This window comes from Pseudomonas brassicacearum subsp. neoaurantiaca, from assembly GCF_013608025.1.
Classification (GTDB): domain Bacteria; phylum Pseudomonadota; class Gammaproteobacteria; order Pseudomonadales; family Pseudomonadaceae; genus Aquipseudomonas.
Genome location: NZ_VDLV01000015.1, coordinates 1 through 19430, shown reverse-complemented (window position 1 = coordinate 19430; position 19430 = coordinate 1). Strand labels below are relative to the sequence as shown.

Below are 19430 nucleotides of genomic sequence, written 5' to 3'. Positions count from 1 at the left end.
AAGCTCCCTCGCCACGGGATCACCTCGTATTCGGGAACGAAGTCGTACTCTGCTTTTGTGGCGAGGGAGCTTGCTCCCGCTGGGCTGCGAAGCGGCCCCAAAACCAGACGACCCGGTACCCTTGGCCAACGGGTTGATCCTACCAACCCACCCACCGGCCCACACCCAAAGTACCGCGCCCGGCGGCATCGGGGTCTTACGCCAAAACTGCCGCGCCGGGCCTGCGCTGCCAAAGCAGCCGCCAATCACCTCCAAGGCAGCGTATGACGCGCCCTGGCGCCTTTCGATAATCGCCTCCGACATCCCGTCCCCTGTTGCGGAGCGCGCCATGCACAACAATAAAAATACCTGCCTGCGTTTTTTGCCTGCGGTCATCGCCGGCCTCTCGACCCTCGGCTCGATGCCCTGGGCCCACGCCGAAATCATGCTGTACGACAAGGATCAGACGACCTTTTCCACCGACGGCTATATCAACGCTTTCTACGTCAACAGCGACGTGGACCGCGCCGGGGACCAGTTTGACCGGCGTCAGGCGCGGGTCAAGATGGGCTTCCTGCCCAACTACCTGGGTTTCAACATGGGCAAGCAGGTCGACGACCTGAAGCTCGGCGCACGGGCTTCGTTCTGGGTGACCATCAACGACAGTGAAACCAACGGCACCGACACCGCCATCGACGTGCGGCAGTTCTATGGCACCGTCGCCAACCCGGAGTGGGGCGAGGTATTAATCGGCAAGGACTTTGGCTTGTTCGCCCGTTCCAACATCCTGCTCGACGAGCTCTTGGCTGGCTACGGTCAGGTCAGCGACACCCTGGGCCTGGTGGACGGTGGCGGCGTGTCGTTCGGCAATATCGGCAGCGGCTATCCGTACCCGTTCCCGACGTCACAGATCACCTATCGCACCCCGGTGATGGAAGGGCTGCGCGTGGCGGTGGGCATCATGGACCCGGTGGACACCAACGACAGCAGCGCCACCGGCAAGGCCTACCAGGAAAACCCGCGCACCGAGAGCGAGATCACCTACCAATTCGACTTGGCCGGGGCAAAGATCTACAGCTGGCTCAACGGTAGCTACCAGACCTCCGACAATACCGACTCCAATGTCGAGTCGGTGACGTCCAAGGGCCTGGGTTATGGCGTGCAGGCGAAGATGGGCGGGCTGTCGCTCACCGGTTCCGGGTTCCAGGCCAAGGGCATCAACCCGTTCTTCACCAACAATGCCGGCGAAGCCACGTTGCGCAACGTCGACAGCAAGGGCTATCTGTTGCAGGGCTCCTACAAACTGGGCAAGAACCGCCTGGCGCTGTCCTACGGCAAGACCGATGACGACGGCAACGGCGTGGTCGGTAGCGGCGCCGACTACGAGACGCGCGGTATCGCGTTGTTCCATGACATCAACGACAACCTCAAGCTCGTCGCTGAATACAACCAGTTCGAAATCAACGGTCATGACACCAGCGCGCAGGATGAAGATACCGATACGTTTGCGGTGGGGGCGGTGTTGACCTGGTAAGGACTACTCAACCCCGTGGCGAGGGAGCTTGCTCCCGCTGGGCCGGTCCGACGCTTCGGGCGTAGCAGCCCCTTGAATTAACACTGAGCTGTACGAGGTTCATTCATTCAGAGTTTTGGGGCTGCTTCGCAACCCAGCGGGAGCAAGCTCCCTCGCCACAGAAGCGATCCACGCCAACAAGGTTTTCGTGTCGGCCCCGACCGTGCGCATCGCGGCCGGGGCCGTCACGGTTCTCCTCCCATGGAAGCGTCCACCCGCTACCCAAGTAGCATTCGTGGGCCGGGCGCGGGTTCGTACACTCAAGGCTCTATCACGCACCGTCGGAGGCGCAGATGCAGCAGGCCCAGAGCGAGGGTGTGGTCAGCGCCATGTCCCAGGCAACGGACGTCGAGCAAGTGGCCCAGGAACTGGCGCGCCAGTTGCTGCACCCGTACCTGGGGTTCGTGCTGTTTTTCTGTTCCGCCGAATACGACTTGCCAGCCCTGGCCCAGGCGCTGTCCCGGAGCTTTGGCGGGATTCGCCTGGTGGGCTGCACCAGCGCCGGGGAAATCACCCCGCAGGGCTATGGCCGCAATTGCGTGACAGCGGTGGGGTTCGACCATCGACATTTTTCCATCGCCGCCGAGTTGATCGGCGAGATGGAGCACTTCAGCCTGATCGACGCCCAGCAGATGGTCGAGCGCCTGGCGAGCGGTTGTCGCAGCAACGCCTTGGCGCCGATCAAGGGCCACAGTTTCGCCTTGACCCTGCTGGATGGCCTGTCCAGTCGTGAGGAAATGGTGCTGGCAGCCCTGAGCGCCGCGCTGGGGGACATCCCGCATTTCGGCGGATCGGCCGGCGATGACAACTACCTGACCCACACCCACGTTTACTTCGAAGGCCAGTTTCACAGCGGCGCAGCGGTGGTGGTGCTGATCAACACCTGGCTGGAATTCGAAGTGTTCACCACCCACCACATCCTGCCCCGGCAAGAAAAACTGGTAGTGACCGGTGCCGACAGCGCCTTGCGCCGGGTCTACGAACTCAACGCCGAGCCCGCCGCCGAGGAGTACGCGCGGCACATTGGCGTACCCGTAAGTGCGCTGGACTATCGAGTATTCGCCGCGCACCCATTGGCGGTGCGGATCAACGACCAGTACTACGTCCGAGCGATCCAGCAGGTCCATCCAGACCTGAGCCTGAGTTTTTATTGTGCGGTGGAGAACGGCATCGTCCTGACCGCCATGGATCCGGGGCCTTTGCTGCACAACCTGCAAGACCTGTTCGACGGTTTGCAGGCGCGTCTCGGCGATCTGTTGCTGACCATCGGCTGTGACTGTTTCCTACGGCGCCTGGAGCTGGAAGGGCGCGACGGCCTGGAGCAGATCGGCCAATTTCTGCGTGAACATCGGGTGATGGGGTTCAACACCTATGGAGAACAGTTCAATGGCATGCACATCAACCAGACGTTCACCGGAGTTGCCATTGCCCGCCATCGCGTCCCCGGACATCGCTGAGCCGCAGGCGCAGCTCGCCGCCCTACAGCATGAAAACCACAAGCTGCGACGCATCAACGACGCGCTGATCGAACGGGTGGAATCCGGCGTGACCCGGGGCAGCGACCCGTACGCGGCCTTCCAGCATTCGGTGGTACTGGCCGAGCAGGTACGCGAGCGCACCGATGCCTTGAACCAGGCCATGGCCGAGCTCAAGGCGGGCAACCATTTGCTTGGCGAAGCTCGCTTGCGGGCGGAAACGGCGCATCGGCACTTGATCGATGCGATCGAAAGCATTTCCGATGCGTTCGTGCTGTTCGACGAGCAGCAACGCATCGTGCTGTTCAACAGCCGTTTCAAGGCGTTCTGGGCCCACAGCCGCGTACGGATCATCGCGGGGATGCGCCTTGCCGAGGTCAAGCGCCTGATGACCGCCAATGGTTTGTTCAGCGAAGAAACCCGCGGCCAGCCCGACGAACCGGTGTTGTACCGCTTGCAGAACGGGCGCTGGCTACAGGTCAGCGAGCGGCCGACCCAGGAAGGTGGGCGGGTGATTCTGTTCACCGACATCACCGACGTCAAACTCAGCGAAACCGTGCGCCGCGAACAAGCCGTCGCGCAGAAATCCCATCTGTTGCAGCGCGCCGTGGACAACCTGTCCCAGGGCGTCGCGATGGTCAACGCCCAAGGCGTGCTGGAGTTGTGGAATCGGCGCTTTCTGGAACTCAGTGGCCTGGCGCCGGTGGCGGCCCATCGGCCGTTCAACGAGGTGATCGCCGACAGCGAACTGCAACTGCTGACGCCGGCCAGTCGCGACGGCAATGGCCGGCTCATCCAGGAATGCGAGCAGCGCCTCTCGGATGGGCGGGTTCTGGAGATCCGCACCCATCCGCTGCCCACCGGTGGCTACGTCAACACCTTCACCGACATCACCGAGCGTTACCAGCACGCCGAGGCGTTGAGCGAGAGCGAGCGCTGGATCCGCCTGATCACCGACCAGGTACCGGCGCTGATCGCTTACCTCAATGCCGATCTGGTCTATGAGTTCACCAACAAGGTCTACGAGCAATGGTATTGCTGGCCCCGTGGCGTGATGCTCGGCCAGAGCCTGCGCGAAGCCCATAGCGAACAACATTACCAGCGCCTGGAAGCCTACGTGGCCCGGGCGTTGGCCGGCGAGAGCGTGACGTTCGAATTCGCCGAGACCAACATCAACAACCAGGAGCGCTACATGCTGCGCTCCTATGTGCCGAACCGGCTGGCCAACGGCGAGGTGGTGGGGATCTTTGTGCTGATCCGCGACATCACCGAGCGCCGTCGTACCGCCGAGGCGTTGCACCAGGCCTATCAGAACCTTGAGCAGCGCGTGCAGGAACGCACCGCCGAATTGACCACCCTCAACGACCAGTTGCTGCGCGAGATCGACGAGCGCAGCCGGGTGGAACTGCGTCTTCGGGAAGCCAAGCGCGAGGCCGAGCGGGCCAACCTGTCAAAAACCAAGTTCCTCGCGGCGGTCAGCCATGACCTGCTGCAACCGTTGAACGCAGCGCGGCTGTTCACCAGCGCCTTGCTCGAACGCCGCGAGCCGGTGGCGAACGCGCAATTGGTGCGCAACGTGAGTAATTCGCTGCAGGACGTGGAGAATCTGTTGGGCACCTTGGTGGATATTTCCAAGCTGGATGCCGGCGTGATCAAGGCCGATGTCGCGCCATTCGCCTTGTGTGAACTGCTCGACAACTTGGCGGCCGAGTACCGCCAAGTGGCGCGCAGCGAGGGCCTTGAGTTGCGTTTCGTGCCTTGCTCGGTGCTGGTACGCAGCGACATCCAGCTGTTGGCGCGGATCCTGCGCAACCTGCTGAGCAACGCGCTGCGCTACACCCCTAAGGGACGCGTACTGCTCGGATGCCGCCGCCGGGGCAACCGTGCATCGATTGAGGTATGGGACTCTGGCATTGGTATCGCCCAGGATCGCCTGGAGGAGATTTTCCAGGAGTTCAAGCGTGGTGACGTCCAGCGCCCGGACCAGGACCGTGGCTTGGGCCTGGGGCTGGCGATTGTCGAGAAAATCGCCGGAATCCTCGGGCACCGGATCCACGTGCGTTCATGGCCGGGCAAAGGCTCGGTATTCGCCATCGAAGTGCCCCTCAGCGCCACCGCGCCCAAGCCGCTGCCGTGCCTGGACATGAGCGAGCCGATGCTCGAACGCCTGCGCGGGGCGCGGATCTGGGTTCTGGATAACGATGCGGCAATCTGCGCTGGCATGCGCACGTTGCTGGAAGGTTGGGGCTGCCGGGTGGTGACGGCATTGTCGGAACAGGACTTGGCACGGCAGGTGGACGATTATCGTGCCGACGCGGACCTGTTGATTGCCGACTACCACCTGGACCACGACCAGAACGGCGTCGATGCCGTGGCCCGGATCAACGCCTGCCGCACCTCACCGATCCCCGCGATGATGATCACCGCCAATTACAGCAACGAACTCAAGCAACAGATCCGCGAGCTTGGGCACACGCTGATGCACAAGCCGGTGCGGCCGATGAAGTTGAAGATTGCGATGAGTCATTTGTTGGGGCAGCCAGCCAGCGGTTGAGTCGAACCGCTTTTGTGGCGAGGGAGCTTGCTCCCGCTGGGCTGCGAAGCAGCCCCATCCTGAGCAAGCCTGACACACCGAGGTGCCTGGGTATGGGGCCGCTTCGCGCCCCAGCGGGAGCAAGCTCCCTCGCCACAGGGATGTTCTACCCAGTCCCTGTGGTGTTCAGTCGTTCAACGCCGCAAATAAGCCCCGAAATCAATATCCCCTGCACTGAGAATCGCCTGCACCCGGTTATGCACGTTGAGCTTGCGCAGGATCGCCGAGACGTGGGCCTTGACCGTGGTTTCGGCGATGTCCAGCGTGTAGGCGATCTGCTTGTTCGATTCGCCCTTGGTCATGCGTTCGAGCACCAGCAATTGCTTGCGCGTCAGGGCCTGGAGCAGTTCGGGCGGGAACGCCGGGGTTTCGTTCAGGCGCCGGCCCGTCGGGCTCTTCTGGGTGCGGATGATGTCCGGCGGCAGGTACACGTTGCCATTGAGGATCTGCTCGATGGCATCGGTCATCTGGGAGCGCGGCGAAGACTTGGTGATGAAACCCACCGCGCCATAAGTGATGGCCTGCAGGACGATCTGCTTGTCCTGCTCGGCGGAAACGATGACCACGGGAATGGTCGGCGCCTCGTTGCGCAAATTGATCAGGCCGTTGAGGCCGTGCATGCCGGGCATGTTCAAGTCCAGCAGGATCAGGTCCAGGTCGTCGTGTTCGCGGGTCAGCGCCAGGGCGCTGTCCAGGTCGGCGGTTTCCATCACCTCGCTGCCGGCAAAACCGTCGCTGATGACGTTGTGGATGGCTTCGCGAAACAGTGGGTGATCGTCGGCTATCAGGATTTTATACATGGCCATTCACCTCGTTATTGTCGTGTTGGGGCAGTTGCACGCAGGTCGCTCACATCAGGGAAAAGGTTCGGGGCGGGCGGCTTGCAGGGGCAGGTTGGCCGCCTCCCAGGCATCGAGGCCGTCGCGGTACCAATACAAGTGTTTATAGCCCATGGCCGCCGCGCGTTTTACCGCGTTCCAACTCAACCAGCAATCGGAGCGGCAGTAAAAGACCAGTGGTTGATCCAGGCGTCCGGCGGTTGCCTTGCTCAGGTGAAAAGTGAAGTAATCCTGCCAGGTCGTATCCAGCTCGCCATCGCCGGTGTTGGCCAGCCACAGGCTGCCGGGGAGGTTGGCGTGGGGTTCGGTGTCGATGAAACGTCCCTGGACCCAAGGACGACGGTACACGTCGATCAGCACCGGGGCGGGGGATTGGCCGAGCAGGTGCTGCAAGGCTTCGGTGTCGAGGGTTTGCGCGCCTTCGGCTGCGGCAGGCGTCGGGCTGCGATACTGGGTAATGCGATAGCCCTGCGGGGAAAACAGCGCAGTGTCAGCCTGCGCGACATTCAGCGACAGGCCCAGCAAGACGATCGCCAGCAAACGGGGCATGGTTTTTATCCTTTTTGTTATGCGCCCATTACATGACAGGGTCGAGGTCTTGTGAATGCGACCATAGACAGGAAAACCGGTACTAAAGTAGTAATTTTGGCCTTAAAAAAGGTGTGGTCCCAAAGTCATGCACAAGCCCTTGTGGGAGCGAGCTTGCTCGCGATAGCGGTCTTCCAGTCACATTTTTACTCGCTGAACCACCGCCATCGCGAGCAAGCTCGCTCCCACAGGGGATTCCACCCACAGGATTGGCGTGGGTGGGGTCAACTGGCCTTGCGCAACGCCGCATGCTGCGGATTGAACGTCCACACCGCCAGCAGTGCGAACAGCAGCGTCAGCCCCACGCACACGGCCATCGCCAGCACATTGAATTGCCCATACAAGGCGAACCGCACCAGTTCCACGCCGTGGGTGAAGGGGTTCACCGCGCACAGCCAGTACAACCAGGGGCTGGCCTCGAGCATTTTCCACAGCGGATACAGCGCCGAAGACAGGAAAAACATCGGGAAGATGACGAAATTCATCACCCCGGCGAAATTCTCCAGTTGCCGGATCGCATTGGACAACAACAGGCCCAGGGCGCTGAGCATCAGCGCCACCAGCAGCAGCGCCGGCAATGCCAGCAGCAGGCCCATCGCCGGCGGCTGGACGCCGTAGAGCCAGGCGATGGCGAGGAAGGCGTAGACCTGCAGCAACGAAATCAGCGAGGTCGCGAGCAACTTGCTCGCCAGCAGGAACGCCCGGGGCAGGGGGCTGGTCAGCAACACGCGCATGCTGCCCATTTCCCGGTCGTACACCATCGACAGCGAGCCTTGCATGCCGTTGAACAGCAGGATCATGCAGGCGAGCCCCGGCACGATGTACACCTCGTAGGGGATGTAGGTGTCGTAGGGCGCGATGATGGCGATGCCCAGCGCCGCCCGAAAACCGGCAGCGAACACCAGCAGCCACAACAACGGTCGCACCAGGGCGCTGAGCAACCGCGTGCGCTGCAAGACGAAACGCAGCCATTCGCGCATCACGATGCCGCTGAAACATTGCCAATACGCGCTCATGCGGCCACCCCCGAGGCGGTCAAACGATGGAAGGCCGAGCCGAGGCTGCCGCCGTGTTTCTCGCTCACGTCCTCGGCCCGACCGCTGGCGACGAGCCGGCCCTGATGCACGATCAGCAGGTCATCGCTGGGTTGCACTTCGTCGAGCAAGTGAGTGGTCCAGAGCACGCTGATGCCCTGTTCGTTGCACAACTGGCGAATATGCTGCCCCAAGGCCTGGCGACTGGCCGGATCGAGCCCGACGCTCGGCTCGTCCAGCAGCAACAGGCGCGGTTCGTGGAGCAGCGCCCGGGCGATTTCGACCCGGCGTCGGTGGCCGCCGTTGAGGTTGCGCACCCGCTCGTGGCGCCGCTCCGTCAGGTGTTGGCGGGCCAGCTCGGCGTCGATCCGCGCGCAGCCCTGGCGGCGTGACACACCGTGCAGCGCGAGGTGATAGCGCAGGTTCTGTTCGACGCTCAGGTCCAGGTCCAGCGTGCTTTGCTGGAACACCACGCCCAACTGGCGCAGGGCCTGGCGCGGTGACGTGCGCAGCGAATGGCCGCCGACCCGGATCTCGCCGCGCTGCACGTCATACAGGCGCGTCAGCAAGGCAATCAGCGTCGATTTCCCCGCACCGTTGGGCCCGAGGAGCGCGGCGAAGTGTCCGGCGGGCACGCTGAAATGGATCTGGCGCAGGGCTTCCCGGGCGCCGTAGGCGAAACTCAGGTCGCTGACCTCCAAGGCGTTCATGGCGTCACCACCACGCCCCAGGGATAGCGCCCGACTTTCACCGATTTGAGCACCTTGCGGCTTTCCACGTCGATCACCGAGACATCGCCGCTGACGCCGTTGGTCGCCAGCAATTGCTTCTGGTCCGGGGTGAACGCCAGTTGCCAGACGCGCCGGCCCACCAGCAGGTAATCCAGCACCTCGAAGGTCTTGGCGTCGATCACCGCCACATGGTTGGCCGGTCCCAGGGCGACGAACGCGAGCTTGCCGTCGGCGCTGAGCTTGATGCCCACCGGCTGCACCTTGTCCGGGTGCACGCCCTTGATCTGGAAGGTCAGGGTCTTGAGGACCTGGCGCGTCGCGACGTCGAGGATGGTCAAGGTGCCGCCGATTTCCGCCGAGGCCCAGAGCTGCGTGCCCTCGCGATTGAATTCGACAAAACGCGGACGCTGATCCACCAGCGTGCTGTCCGCCAACGTCTGGGTGCTCGTGTCGATCCAGTGCAGCATGTTGGTGGTCTCGCTGGTGTTGACCGCCCACTTGCCGTCGGGGCTGACAGCCATGCCTTCGGGCTCGACGCCCACGCCTATCTGGCCCAGCACTTCGGAGGTCTGGGTGTCGATCACCGTGACCAGCGCATCGTCTTCGTTGGAAACATAGAGCCAGCGATCATTGGGGTGCAGGGCGAATTGCTCCGGATCCTTGCCGGAAGGCAGTTCCTTGATGATCTTGCGGGTGGCGACGTCCATCACCTGGACACGGTCCGAATCGCTGGCGCAGATGTACAGCAGGCGATTGTCATGGGACAACAACAGGCCCCGGGGGCGTTGGCCCACCGGCAAGGTTTCGACGACTTCCAGGCGCTGCAGGTCGATCAGGCTGAGGCTGTTGTCTTTTTCATTGGAGACCCAGGCGATGCTGGCGGCAGCGGGACCGGCAAGGAGCAGCGAGGCGCCCAGGGCGAGGGCTTGGCGAAGCAGAGCCGGGTTGAGCAGGGGGCGGCGCATGGCGTTTTCCTTATTGTTGTGATCGATCAGGGGTAGCGACAGCTCACTTCGGGCCGGTCGAAGCCCAGGCTGTCCATTTCGTTGGAAGGGTGCAGGAAGCCGTCCTGGGGCGAGGTGCTGACCAGCGCTCGCGGCTGGACCAGGGGAATCGGTTGGCGCAACTGGCCATTCCAGGGTCGGTAGCTGAGCTTGCGGCCCTTGAAACCATCCAGCGGCAGCTCGTCGCCGAGGGCCAGTTGGCGGATGGCGAACGGGTCGTCCTGGCGCAACTTGCTGACGGCGGCGGCGATGCTGCGCACGGCGATCCAGGCGGCGAAGTCGCGGTCGTTCATCCAGCGACCGGCCAGGGCTTCGAAGCGTTTTTGCAGTTGCGCCGCGCCGTAGGTCTCGACGGTCTTGTGCCAGCCGGTGGGCGTCAGCCCCTGGGTGCCGGCCACCGGGCGCGGGAACCAGGTCTGGTAGGGCACGTATTCGCCGAAGTCGCCGCGCTCGTCGGCCACCAGCACCACGTCGTACTCGGCGGCCTGGGTGAACAGCGGCATGTCGGCCTGGGCGCTGCGGCGCTGGTCGTTGTCGAACTGCCAGGGCTTCTCGGCGACGATCTTCATGCCGAAGCGCTTCATGGCCCGGCGCAAGGCGGCGGCGTAGGCCTGGTCTTCGGGTGTCTGGCCGACGATCAGCAAGGCCCGCTGCCATTTGCGCACGACACTGAATTGGATCAGGGCATCGGCGAGGGTCGCGCGGTCGGGCAGGGTGTGCAGCACGTTACCCAGGCAGTCGGTTGTGCGCAGGTTGTCGTCGGGGCTGCCGGCGTTGAACAGCAGGCTGTCGGGGAGGGCCGCGCTGAGCTGGCGCAGGCTCTCGCCCGACGCATTCACCACGAACAGGCGCAGGCCTTGCGCATGCTGGGCACGGGCGGCCTCCAGGAGCGCTTCGGGGGTGTCGACGTTGGCGCTTTCGAGGCGGTAGTCGTGCTTGAGAAAACGTCCGGTGCTGTTGCTGTCGATGATCGCCAGTTCGGCGCCGCGCAGCCCGGCGTCGGTGGGTTCGGCGATAACGTTGGATAACAGGGGGCCCGGATCGGGCCGGTAGCCGAGGTAGCCGATGCGCACCTGCAACGGCACGGCATCGCCGGCTTGGGCGGCTGTCGCAGCAAACAGGCAGACCAGGGCGTAACTGACAAGCCGGCGCATGACGTCCTCCATTGCAGGTAGCGCCAGCATAGGAAGGCCGTGGTCCCGGGGAAATATGCAGAAAGTACCGCCGGGGCAGTACCAAGGTAGTAGCTCGCCCCAGGCGTCGGGGTTTTAGGATGCTTTCAATTGTCATTCATCAGGGAGCGGACAGACCGTGCGAATGTTCAAGACGCTGCTGTTGCCGTTGTTGTTGATCCTGAGTTTGATCGGAGTGGATTGGCGTGCCCCGACCCCTGTGGGAGCGAGCTTGCTCGCGATGATGGCGGCACATTCAATATTGAGGCCGGCTGACCCACCGCTATCGCGAGCAAGCTCGCTCCCACAAGGGATCGGTGTGAGTCAGGGGGCGGAGCGCTAGCCATGTCAGCCCTCTGGCGCATCAACCTCTGGGTCACGGCGTTCTTCGCCCTGGTCACCCTGGCCTGCGCAACGCTGCTGTTGCACCAGGCCACGGCGGATGTGCGGCGCGAATTGCAATCGGCCGAGTCGGTGGTGCATTACCTGCGCGAAACCGCCGAGCGCGACCCGGCTAGCCTTCAATCGCGGCTCACCGGCAGCCTGCGTCATGTGCGGGTGCGTTGGTTGGCACCCAGGGAAAACTCGCCGGCGCAAGAGCCTGGCTTGAACGCCTGGTTGGGGCATCGACTGTTGGCCGATGGTCCTGCCGCCCAGGTCGTTGAATTGCAGGACGGACGTCGGGCCTGGATCGCCGTTGACCCCGTGGATGAAATCGATGAGATCCTCGACTCGCTCATACAACTGCTCGGCGTCTGCGCGATGGCCTTGCTGCTCAGCCTGCTGGCGATTCGTTGGGCGGTGCGCCGGGGCATGCGCTTGCTGGACGAATTGCTACAGGCGCTGCATCAGGTATCCGCCGGGGATCTGCAGGTGAACCTGCGGGCAGCAGGCATTTCGGAGGCCCAGCAGTTGGCGGAGCATTTCAATCGCATGACTGCCGCCCTGGCCCAGACCCGGGCGGACAATGCTCGGCTGACCCAGGCATTGCTGGCTGTGCAAGAGCAGGAGCGCCGGTCCCTCGCGCAAACCCTGCACGACGATTTGGGCCAGTACGTGGCAGGCATTCGAGCGCGGGCCTGCCTGCTGCGGCTGGTGATCCACCAGCCGCCTGCGCTGGAGCAGACCGCCAGCGAACTGGAAGAACACTGCGATCATTTGCAGCAAGGCTTTCGCACTTTGGTCAACGATTTGTACCCCGTCGTGCTCCAGCATCTGCCGCTGGGCGAGGCCATCGAGCTGTTGGCCCGGCAATGGCAGGACAACCACGGCATCGCCTGTCAGTTGCGGGTCGATGGCGCGATACCGGCATTGGCCGGGCCGGACAAAGCCCACCTGTACCGCTTGTTGCAGGAAGCGCTGACCAACATCGCCCGGCATGCCGACGCCAGCCAGGTACGCATCCGCATGCAGCACCGCGCCGGTCGCCTGCGGCTATGGGTGCGCGATAACGGGCGCGGTGCCAAGCAGCCCGCTCGCGCCGGCGTCGGCCTGCATTCGATGTCGGAGCGGGCGCGCAGCCTCGGCGGTGAGCTGCGGATCCTGAGCCGCCCCGGCGCGGGGTGGGCCCTGGCCTTGAACATTCCCCTGGAGGCGCGATGAACATTTTGTTGGTGGACGACCACGCGGTGGTCCGGCAGGGCTACGCCAGCCTGTTGCGGGCGTTGATGCCGGAGCTGCAGGTTCGCGAAGCCGCTTCGGGCGAAGAGGCGTTGAGCCAGGTGCAGGAGCAGGTACCGAACCTGGTGATCATGGACTTCGGCCTGCCCGGCATCAGCGGGCTGGAAACCACCCGGCGCCTGCGGCAGCGCCTGCCGCAACTGCGGGTGTTGTTCTTCAGCATGCACGATGAATTGCCATTGGTTCGCCAGGCGCTTGAGGCCGGCGCGGCGGGTTACCTGACCAAGAATTCGGCACCGCAGGTATTGGTCGAAGCGGTGCGGCGGGTGTTGGCCGGTCATACCTATATCGAACAGGCCCTGGCGACGCAATTGGCCTGCGCGACCACCCGCCACGACAGCGATCCGCGCCTGCAATCGATGACCCAACGTGAGCTGGAGATTTTCGTCATGCTCGCCAAGGGCACCCCCGCGCGAACCATTGCCGAACAGCTGTGCATCAGCGCGAAGACCGTGTCCAACCACCTGACGTTGCTCAAGAGCAAATTGCAGGTCAGTTCCCATGCCGAGTTGGTGCATTTGGGGATAGATATGGGGGTGGTGCGGGTGGCGGGGTGAACCCTCTTAGGCGATGACCATCAACTGTGGCGAGGGAGCTTGCTCCCGCTGGGGTGCGAAGCGCCCCCAAGGCCGGCGCCTCGGTGTGTCAGGTTGATTGAGTCGTACAAATTGGGGCTGCTTCGCAGCCCAGCGGGAGCAAGCTCCCTCGCCACGGGGTGTTCAGCGCTCCCAAGAAGTCGGGCACCCGACACACCCCTGCATATTGGCATCCTGGAAATTCCCGTAATGCTGGCGCGAGCCCGTCAGGTTGGCCTGTTCCAGGTTGCTTTCACCCAACTTGACCTCTTGCAGGTTGGCATCGCGCAAATCAGCGCCCTTGAGGTCGGCCTTGCTCAGCCAGGCCATTTCCAGGTCGGCGGCTTGAAGGTTGGCGTCGTGCAGACGGGCGCCGGACAAGCGGGCGAACTGAAGATACGCCGCCGTCAAATCAGCGCGCTTAAATTGCGCACCCTGGGCAAACAGGCCCCAGCCCTGGATCGCCTTCAGCGTGGCACCGCTGAAGTCCGCCAGGCGCAGGTTGCTTTGTTGCAGGCTGGCTCGATTGAGATTGGCGCCCTGTAGCTGGGCCTTTTCCAGATTGGCCAGGTCCAGCCGCGCGTGACGCAGGTCGGCATCGCGCAGGTCCGCGCCGGCGAGGTTCATCTTGCGCAGATCCTGGTTGGCCAGGTTGGCGCCCCGCAGGTTGGCGCCGGGGCATTGGCTGGATTCGGCGATGATGCAGCCATTGAGAGTCAGTGGGATGTCGTCAGCGTTGGCAACCGCGCTGATGAACAGGAGCAGCAATGGAAAAAATCTCATGGTAGGAACTCGGTGTTAACTGTGGGAGCGAGCTTGCTCGCGATGACGGTGGTTGAGCCGACATTGATGTTGACTGACACTGCGCCATCGCGAGCAAGCTCGCTCCCACAGGGGTTGTGGTGTGGGTCAGGGTTATTTCTGCGCCGTGGCCTTATCCCAACTCGGAATCTTGAACACCCAGAACGAACCGCCCTGGGCCACTGGCTTGGTCAGTTCGGCCATGTCGCCGCCCCACAACGGCACGGCGCCGCCGTAGCCGACGGTCACGCCGATGTACTGCTCGCCGTCCTGCTCCCAGGTGATGGGCGGGGAGACGATGCCGCTGCCGGTCTGGAACTTCCACAGTTCCTTGCCGGTTTTCGCATCGAAGGCCTTGAAGAAACCGTCGCCGGTGCCGGTGAACACCAGGTTGCCCTTGGTTGCCAGCACGCCGGCCCACAGCGGCAGCGGCTCCTTGTGCTCCCACACCACCTTGCCGGTGGTGGGATTCATCGCACGCAGGCTGCCGACGTGATCGTCATACATGCGCTTGATGCGAAAGCCCATGCCCAGGTACGCCGAGCCTTTCTTGTAGCTGACTTCCTCGGTCCAATACTCCTCTTTCCATTGGTTGCCCGGTACGTAGAACAGACCGGTGTCCTGGCTGTAGGCCATGGGGTTCCAGTTCTTGCCACCGAGGAACGGAGGCGAGACTTCCACCGGTTTGCCCTTGGTTTCTCCGGGCAACGGCTTGGCCGGGCGCTGGCCGGGGTTTTCCACCGGCCGACCGGTCTTCAGGTCGATGTGGCTGGCCCAGGTGATGTTGTCAACGAAGGGGAAGGCGTTCTGCAACTTGCCGTTGTTGCGATCCACCACATAGAAGAAGCCGTTGCGGTCGGCGTGGGCGGTGGCCTTGACCACTTTGCCGTCCTTGTCCTTGTAGTCGAACAGCACCAGCTCGTTGTTGCCGGAGAAATCCCAGGCATCGTTCGGCGTGTGCTGGTAGAACCACTTCACTTCGCCGGTGCTTGGATCGACACCCACCTGGCCGGAGGTGTAGAGGCTGTCGTAGTCATGCGGATTGCCGTCCTTGGCCGTGCGCGCCCAGGTGTTCCAAGGGCCGGGGTTGCCCGCGCCGACGATGATGGTGTTGGTCTCGGCGTCGAAACTGGCGCTCTGCCAAGGTGCGCCGCCGCCGTGGCTCCAGGCTTCGACCTTGCCGGTCTCGGTGGTCTTGTCGTCAGGCCAGGACGGCGCCTTGACATCGCCGGTCGGGGTGCTGTCCTTGCCGTTGAGGCGGCCCATGTGGCCTTCGACAAACGGGCGCATCCAGACTTCCTCGCCGGTGTCCGGGTCACGGGCGAACAGTTGCCCGACCACGCCGAACTCATCGCCGGAGCTGCCGTGGATCAGCAGGACCTTGCCGCTGGTCTTGTCCTTGATCAGCACCGGGGCGCCGGTCATGGTGTAGCCGCCGGCGTGGTCGCCAAATTTCTTGTTCCACACCACTTTGCCGGTGTTTTTGTCCAGGGCGACGACGCGGGCGTCCAAGGTGCCGAAGTAGATCTTGTCGCCATAGATAGCGGCGCCGCGGTTGACCACGTCGCAGCAGGGGCGAATGTTGTCCGGCAGCCGGTGGTTGTAGGTCCACAGGCGCTTGCCGGTCTTGGCATCCAGCGCGAACACCCGCGAATACGAGCCGGTGACGTACACCACGCCGTCGCTGACGATGGCCTGGGATTCCTGGCCGCGCTGCTTCTCGTCGCCGAATGAATAGGACCAGGCCGGGGTCAGCTTGAACACGTTCTTGTCGTTGACCTGGGCCAGCGGGCTCCAGCGTTGGGCGTTGGTGCCCATGCCGTATTGCAGCACGTCCTTGGTGGTTAGGTGATCATTGGCGATGTCTTCCCAGGTCACGGCGGCATGCGCCTGGGTGCCCAGGGACAGGCCGCCGGCAAGCAGCAAGGCAATGGCCAGGGAGGAGAGGACGGGGCGGGTTTTTATTGTCATGGTGGGATTTCCCAGTGAGGTTTTGGCCTGACTAGGGTCGGGGCTCGCACGCCTCGTCCGATACGGAAAAAGTCCCGCCCTTGCCGGGAAAACTTCCCAGACCGCCTGTCTTTGCGACTTGCGTCGGACGACCTGCTACCAAGGAACTAGACCGCGACCACCAAAGCAGCATTCGGCTCTGGGCACGCGGTTCCTAAGATGACGGCACGGCCTCTGCAAAGAGGTCTTGCGTGCAATTTCGAGGGCATAACAATGACAACAAAACGCAACGCCATCATCGCTACCGCACTGCTGATGGGGCTGACCGGCGCTGGCTCCGCGTGGGCCCATGGCAACGTAGTGCCCCAGGCAGTGGAAACCAAGGGACTCACCCCGATCAAGGACACCAACCTGCCGGTGGACGCCGACGGTTGGGTCGCACAGAACCCGTATCGCAACTCTCCCGAGCGGGACAAAGCCGTGGAAATCGGCGCCTCGGCGTACAACCAGAACTGCGCGGCCTGCCATGGCCTGGAAGCCAAGTCCGGCGGGATCGCCCCGGATCTGCGCATGCTCGACGCCGCCGAAGCCGGCGATGAATGGTTCGTCGAACGCGTGCGCCACGGCGCGGTGCGCGACGGTCGGGTGTACATGCCGAAAATGGCCGATTACCTGAGTCAGGAAGCGCTGTGGGCGGTGCGGACCTATCTGGACAGCGTGCACGTCGAGGAGTGATTGCCATGCGCCTGTTCGCGTGGGTGATGTGCGCCCTGTTGCTGTGGGGCCCGGCGGTGCAGGCGCAGGTGCGCAGCTATGACCAGATGATCGCGGCCGGCGAATTGAAGGTCGCGGTCTACAAGGATTTTGCGCCCTACAGTTTCGAAGACCAGGGCCAGCCCCGGGGCGTCGATGTGGAATTGGCGCAGGCCCTGGCCAAGGCCATGGGCGTGCGGCTGAAACTGATCTGGGCGCCGCCCGGCGAGAAACTCGACGATGACCTACGCGACTACATCTGGCGCAGCAGTCCGCTGCACGACCGGCAACTGGCCGACCTGATGATGCGCGTGCCGTACGATCACGATTATGTGCAACGGCGCAACGACATCGGTGAGTTGGAAAATGCCCAGGTCGTCATGTTCGGGCCGTATCAGCAGGAATGCTGGCAGGTGGCGTATGACCGCCGCCGACTGGAGTCGGTAGGCAGTGTCGCGGTGTTCCAGCAACACCCGATTGGGGTGGAAGTCGACAGCGTGCCGTCGTTCTACCTGACCTCGGTGTTCAACGGCATGCTCAGCGCCAAGACTCGCCATTACCCCAGCGTTGCCAAAGCCTTCGGGGCCATGCAGGCCGGTGAAGTCGACGCGGTCATGGCGATGCGCGGGGAGATCGACTGGCAAGTTCACCAGGCCGCCGATCCGCAGTTGGCCCTCGCTGAAAACGCCTACCCGAACATGGGCAAGCAGCGTTGGGAGATCGGCATGGCGGTGCATGAAAGCAACCGTCAGTTGGCCTATGCGGTGGAAGAGGCGCTGGAAGGCCTGATTCGCGACGGCAGCGTCAAAGCGGTGTATGCCCGCTATGGCCTGCGCTACGAAGTACCCGAAATGTACCAATAGGAGCGCGAAATGAACTGGCGAGCGTTTGGCCTGCTGTTAGGGTGGCTGCCATTGATGGCGAGCGCGATCGAGCCGGGAAAGGACCCGGTGCCGTCGGTGATGTGGGCCTTCTATCACAAACAATTGCTGGCGGATGCGCCGTTCGTGTTCGACGAGCGGGTGCGGCTGCTGGCGCCGCCCTTTGCCGAAGATGCACGCCAGGTGCCCCTGGAAATCGACGCGCGAGCGTTCACGGGTGACGTCGTGCGGGTGCTGGCCTGGGCCGAGCTCAACCCGCTGCCTAGAATCGTCGATTTCCAGCCCTCGGAGCGGGTGCTGCCGTGGCTGTCGATCCGTATTCGTATCGAGCAGGCGACTCCGCTGCGTGCCGCCGTGCAGACCCGCGACGGCCTGTGGCACGTCGGCTCGACCCTGATCGATGCGGCGGGTGGCGGCTGCACTGCACCCAGTGTGGTGCGCACCCAACCGGGTTGGGAAGAGCACTTGGGCGAAGTGCTGGGCGGGCGCTATCCGCGCGGGGATTCGAATCGCCTGCGCTTGCAGATCGCCCATCCGATGGACAACGGCCTGGTGAGTGGCATCCCGGAGTTCTTCATCAACCAGGCGCAACTGCGGGACGCCGACGGCAAGCCGCTGGCGCGCCTGGAGTTGTTCCCGGCAGTCAGCGAAAACCCCAACCTGGGCTTCGATATCAAAGGCCCGGGCCAGACCCGCCTGGTGCTGCGCGACAACAGCGGCAACCAGTTCGAGGCGGCCATTCCCTGACCAAAGGAGCGCGCCATGCGCTGGTTGTTGCTGATCTGTCTTGGGCTGTGCCTGCCGGCATGGTCCGCCACCGATTATTCCCTCAAGCCGCGGCAGATCGCCGAGGGCACCTGGCTGCTGGAAGGCAGCACGGATAATTTCGCCAAGGCCAACGGTGGCAACATCGTCAACACCGGGTTCATCGTCACCGAGGCCGGGGTGGTGGTCATCGACACCGGACCGTCCAAGCGTTATGGCGAGGCGCTGCGCCAGGCCATTGCCGCGACGACGGACAAACCGGTGATCCAGGTGTTGCTGACGCATCATCATCCGGATCATGTGCTGGGCAACCAGGCCTTCGGCGATGTACCCATCGGTGCGCTGCCCGGCACCACCGACCTGCTGCGACAGCAGGGCGATGCGATGGCGGAAAACATGTACCGGCTGGTGGGCGACTGGATGCGCGGCACCGAGGTCGTGCTGCCAACCCAGGCGCTGAGCCCCGGTACGCTGAAAGTCGGCGATCATTCACTGCGCCTGCTCGCGTTGGCCGGGCACACCGGCGCGGACCTCGCGATCCTCGATGAAACCACTGGCGTGCTGTTTGCCGGCGACCTGGTGTTTTATGAGCGGGCCCTGACCACCCCGAACAGCCCCGGCCTGGAGGTCTGGCTCAAGGACCTCGACACCTTGCAGGCGCTGCCCTGGAAGCAAATCGTCCCTGGCCACGGCCCGGTGGCCAATGATGCCCGGCCCTTTACGCAAATGCGTGACTACCTGGGCTGGCTCGATCAACTGATGCGCGACGGCGCCGCTCGGGGCGACGACATGGCGGAGATGATCCGCAGCCCCATCCCCGAGCGCTTCGCCGGGATCAGCCTGAGCCGGTATGAGTTGATTCGCAGCGTCAGTCATCTTTATCCGCGTTATGAGCGGGCGGGGATGAAGCGGGTGGACACCCAAAACCCTGACTGAGCATTCATCCCGTGGCGAGGGAGCTTGCTCCCGCTGGGCTGCGCAGCGGCCCTTTTGTTGCCATCCTGGTTATCAATGTTGACTGGCTATTTTTAGGGCCT

17 protein-coding genes are annotated in these 19430 nt (G+C 63.5%); 9 read left to right on the top strand and 8 right to left on the bottom strand.

The genetic code is table 11. The features are described from left to right. The first annotated feature begins 328 nt into the window (after positions 1-328). The 3 genes from FHK92_RS12645 (at position 329) to nahK (ending at position 5581) form a co-directional block, all read left to right on the top strand. Positions 329-1513 carry a porin gene (locus FHK92_RS12645; protein ID WP_181288367.1) on the top strand — a complete coding sequence of 395 codons (1185 nt, stop codon included), beginning with the start codon at positions 329-331 and terminating at the stop codon, positions 1511-1513. 332 nt (positions 1514-1845) lie between these two features. Further along, entirely contained in the window at positions 1846-3009 is a 1164-nt protein-coding gene (nosP, locus tag FHK92_RS12640) for a nitric oxide-sensing protein NosP (protein ID WP_181288366.1), read from the top strand. Then, positions 2939-5581: a hybrid sensor histidine kinase/response regulator NahK/ErcS' gene (nahK, locus tag FHK92_RS12635; RefSeq protein WP_258232660.1), complete on the top strand. Its 2643-nt coding sequence runs from the start codon at positions 2939-2941 to the stop codon at positions 5579-5581. Before nosP ends, nahK begins: the two co-directional genes overlap by 71 nt. 173 nt (positions 5582-5754) lie before the next feature. On the opposite strand, the gene FHK92_RS12630 is transcribed toward nahK, so the two are convergent. The 6 genes from FHK92_RS12630 to FHK92_RS12605 all read right to left on the bottom strand — a co-directional run bounded on the left by FHK92_RS12630 (position 5755) and on the right by FHK92_RS12605 (position 10970). Next, positions 5755-6420 (bottom strand): response regulator transcription factor, encoded by a 666-nt coding sequence (locus FHK92_RS12630; RefSeq protein WP_039588789.1) that lies wholly within the window; start codon positions 6418-6420, stop codon positions 5755-5757. 54 nt (positions 6421-6474) lie between these two features. Then, a complete protein-coding gene (locus tag FHK92_RS12625; protein WP_181288365.1) occupies positions 6475-7008 on the bottom strand; it encodes a PQQ-dependent catabolism-associated CXXCW motif protein in 534 nt (177 codons plus the stop codon). A gap of 263 nt (positions 7009-7271) precedes the next feature. Continuing rightward, positions 7272-8063 (bottom strand): ABC transporter permease, encoded by a 792-nt coding sequence (locus FHK92_RS12620; RefSeq protein WP_181288364.1) that lies wholly within the window; start codon positions 8061-8063, stop codon positions 7272-7274. Then, positions 8060-8791, bottom strand: coding sequence for an ABC transporter ATP-binding protein (locus FHK92_RS12615; RefSeq protein ID WP_181288363.1), 732 nt, complete (start codon positions 8789-8791; stop codon positions 8060-8062). Before FHK92_RS12615 ends, FHK92_RS12620 begins: the two co-directional genes overlap by 4 nt. Beyond that, positions 8788-9777: a YVTN family beta-propeller repeat protein gene (locus tag FHK92_RS12610; RefSeq protein ID WP_181288362.1), complete on the bottom strand. Its 990-nt coding sequence runs from the start codon at positions 9775-9777 to the stop codon at positions 8788-8790. Before FHK92_RS12610 ends, FHK92_RS12615 begins: the two co-directional genes overlap by 4 nt. Positions 9778-9803: 26 nt before the next feature. Then, a complete protein-coding gene (locus FHK92_RS12605) occupies positions 9804-10970 on the bottom strand; it encodes an ABC transporter substrate-binding protein (protein ID WP_181288361.1) in 1167 nt (388 codons plus the stop codon). Positions 10971-11333: 363 nt separating this feature from the next. On the opposite strand from FHK92_RS12605, the gene FHK92_RS12600 reads away from it, so the two are divergent. Together FHK92_RS12600 and FHK92_RS12595 are read left to right on the top strand one after the other, a co-directional pair. After that, positions 11334-12590, top strand: coding sequence for a HAMP domain-containing sensor histidine kinase (locus FHK92_RS12600; RefSeq protein WP_181288360.1), 1257 nt, complete (start codon positions 11334-11336; stop codon positions 12588-12590). Next, the gene (locus FHK92_RS12595; protein ID WP_181288359.1) at positions 12587-13225 is read left to right on the top strand and encodes a response regulator; all 639 of its coding nucleotides are present in this window, start codon (positions 12587-12589) and stop codon (positions 13223-13225) included. The genes FHK92_RS12600 and FHK92_RS12595 overlap by 4 nt, the downstream gene beginning before the upstream one ends. 162 nt (positions 13226-13387) lie before the next feature. Here FHK92_RS12595 and FHK92_RS12590 read toward each other — a convergent pair whose 3' ends face one another. Both FHK92_RS12590 and exaA read right to left on the bottom strand, forming a co-directional pair. After that, positions 13388-14026 carry a pentapeptide repeat-containing protein gene (locus FHK92_RS12590; protein WP_181288358.1) on the bottom strand — a complete coding sequence of 213 codons (639 nt, stop codon included), beginning with the start codon at positions 14024-14026 and terminating at the stop codon, positions 13388-13390. A gap of 132 nt (positions 14027-14158) precedes the next feature. Beyond that, a complete protein-coding gene (exaA, locus tag FHK92_RS12585; RefSeq protein WP_181288357.1) occupies positions 14159-16015 on the bottom strand; it encodes a quinoprotein ethanol dehydrogenase in 1857 nt (618 codons plus the stop codon). A gap of 252 nt (positions 16016-16267) precedes the next feature. Here exaA and pedF point away from each other — a divergent pair, with 252 nt between their 5' ends. The 4 genes from pedF to FHK92_RS12565 are packed head-to-tail and all read left to right on the top strand — an operon-like array spanning position 16268 to position 19329. Continuing rightward, positions 16268-16729 (top strand): cytochrome c-550 PedF, encoded by a 462-nt coding sequence (pedF, locus tag FHK92_RS12580; protein ID WP_181288356.1) that lies wholly within the window; start codon positions 16268-16270, stop codon positions 16727-16729. A 5-nt stretch (positions 16730-16734) separates the two neighbouring features. Next, the gene (locus FHK92_RS12575) at positions 16735-17610 is read left to right on the top strand and encodes a substrate-binding periplasmic protein (RefSeq protein WP_181288355.1); all 876 of its coding nucleotides are present in this window, start codon (positions 16735-16737) and stop codon (positions 17608-17610) included. A gap of 9 nt (positions 17611-17619) precedes the next feature. Beyond that, entirely contained in the window at positions 17620-18375 is a 756-nt protein-coding gene (locus FHK92_RS12570) for a quinoprotein dehydrogenase-associated SoxYZ-like carrier (protein WP_181288354.1), read from the top strand. 15 nt (positions 18376-18390) lie between these two features. Further along, complete coding sequence (locus tag FHK92_RS12565; RefSeq protein ID WP_181288353.1) at positions 18391-19329, top strand: quinoprotein relay system zinc metallohydrolase 1; 939 nt, start codon at positions 18391-18393, stop codon at positions 19327-19329. Positions 19330-19430: the final 101 nt, after the last annotated feature.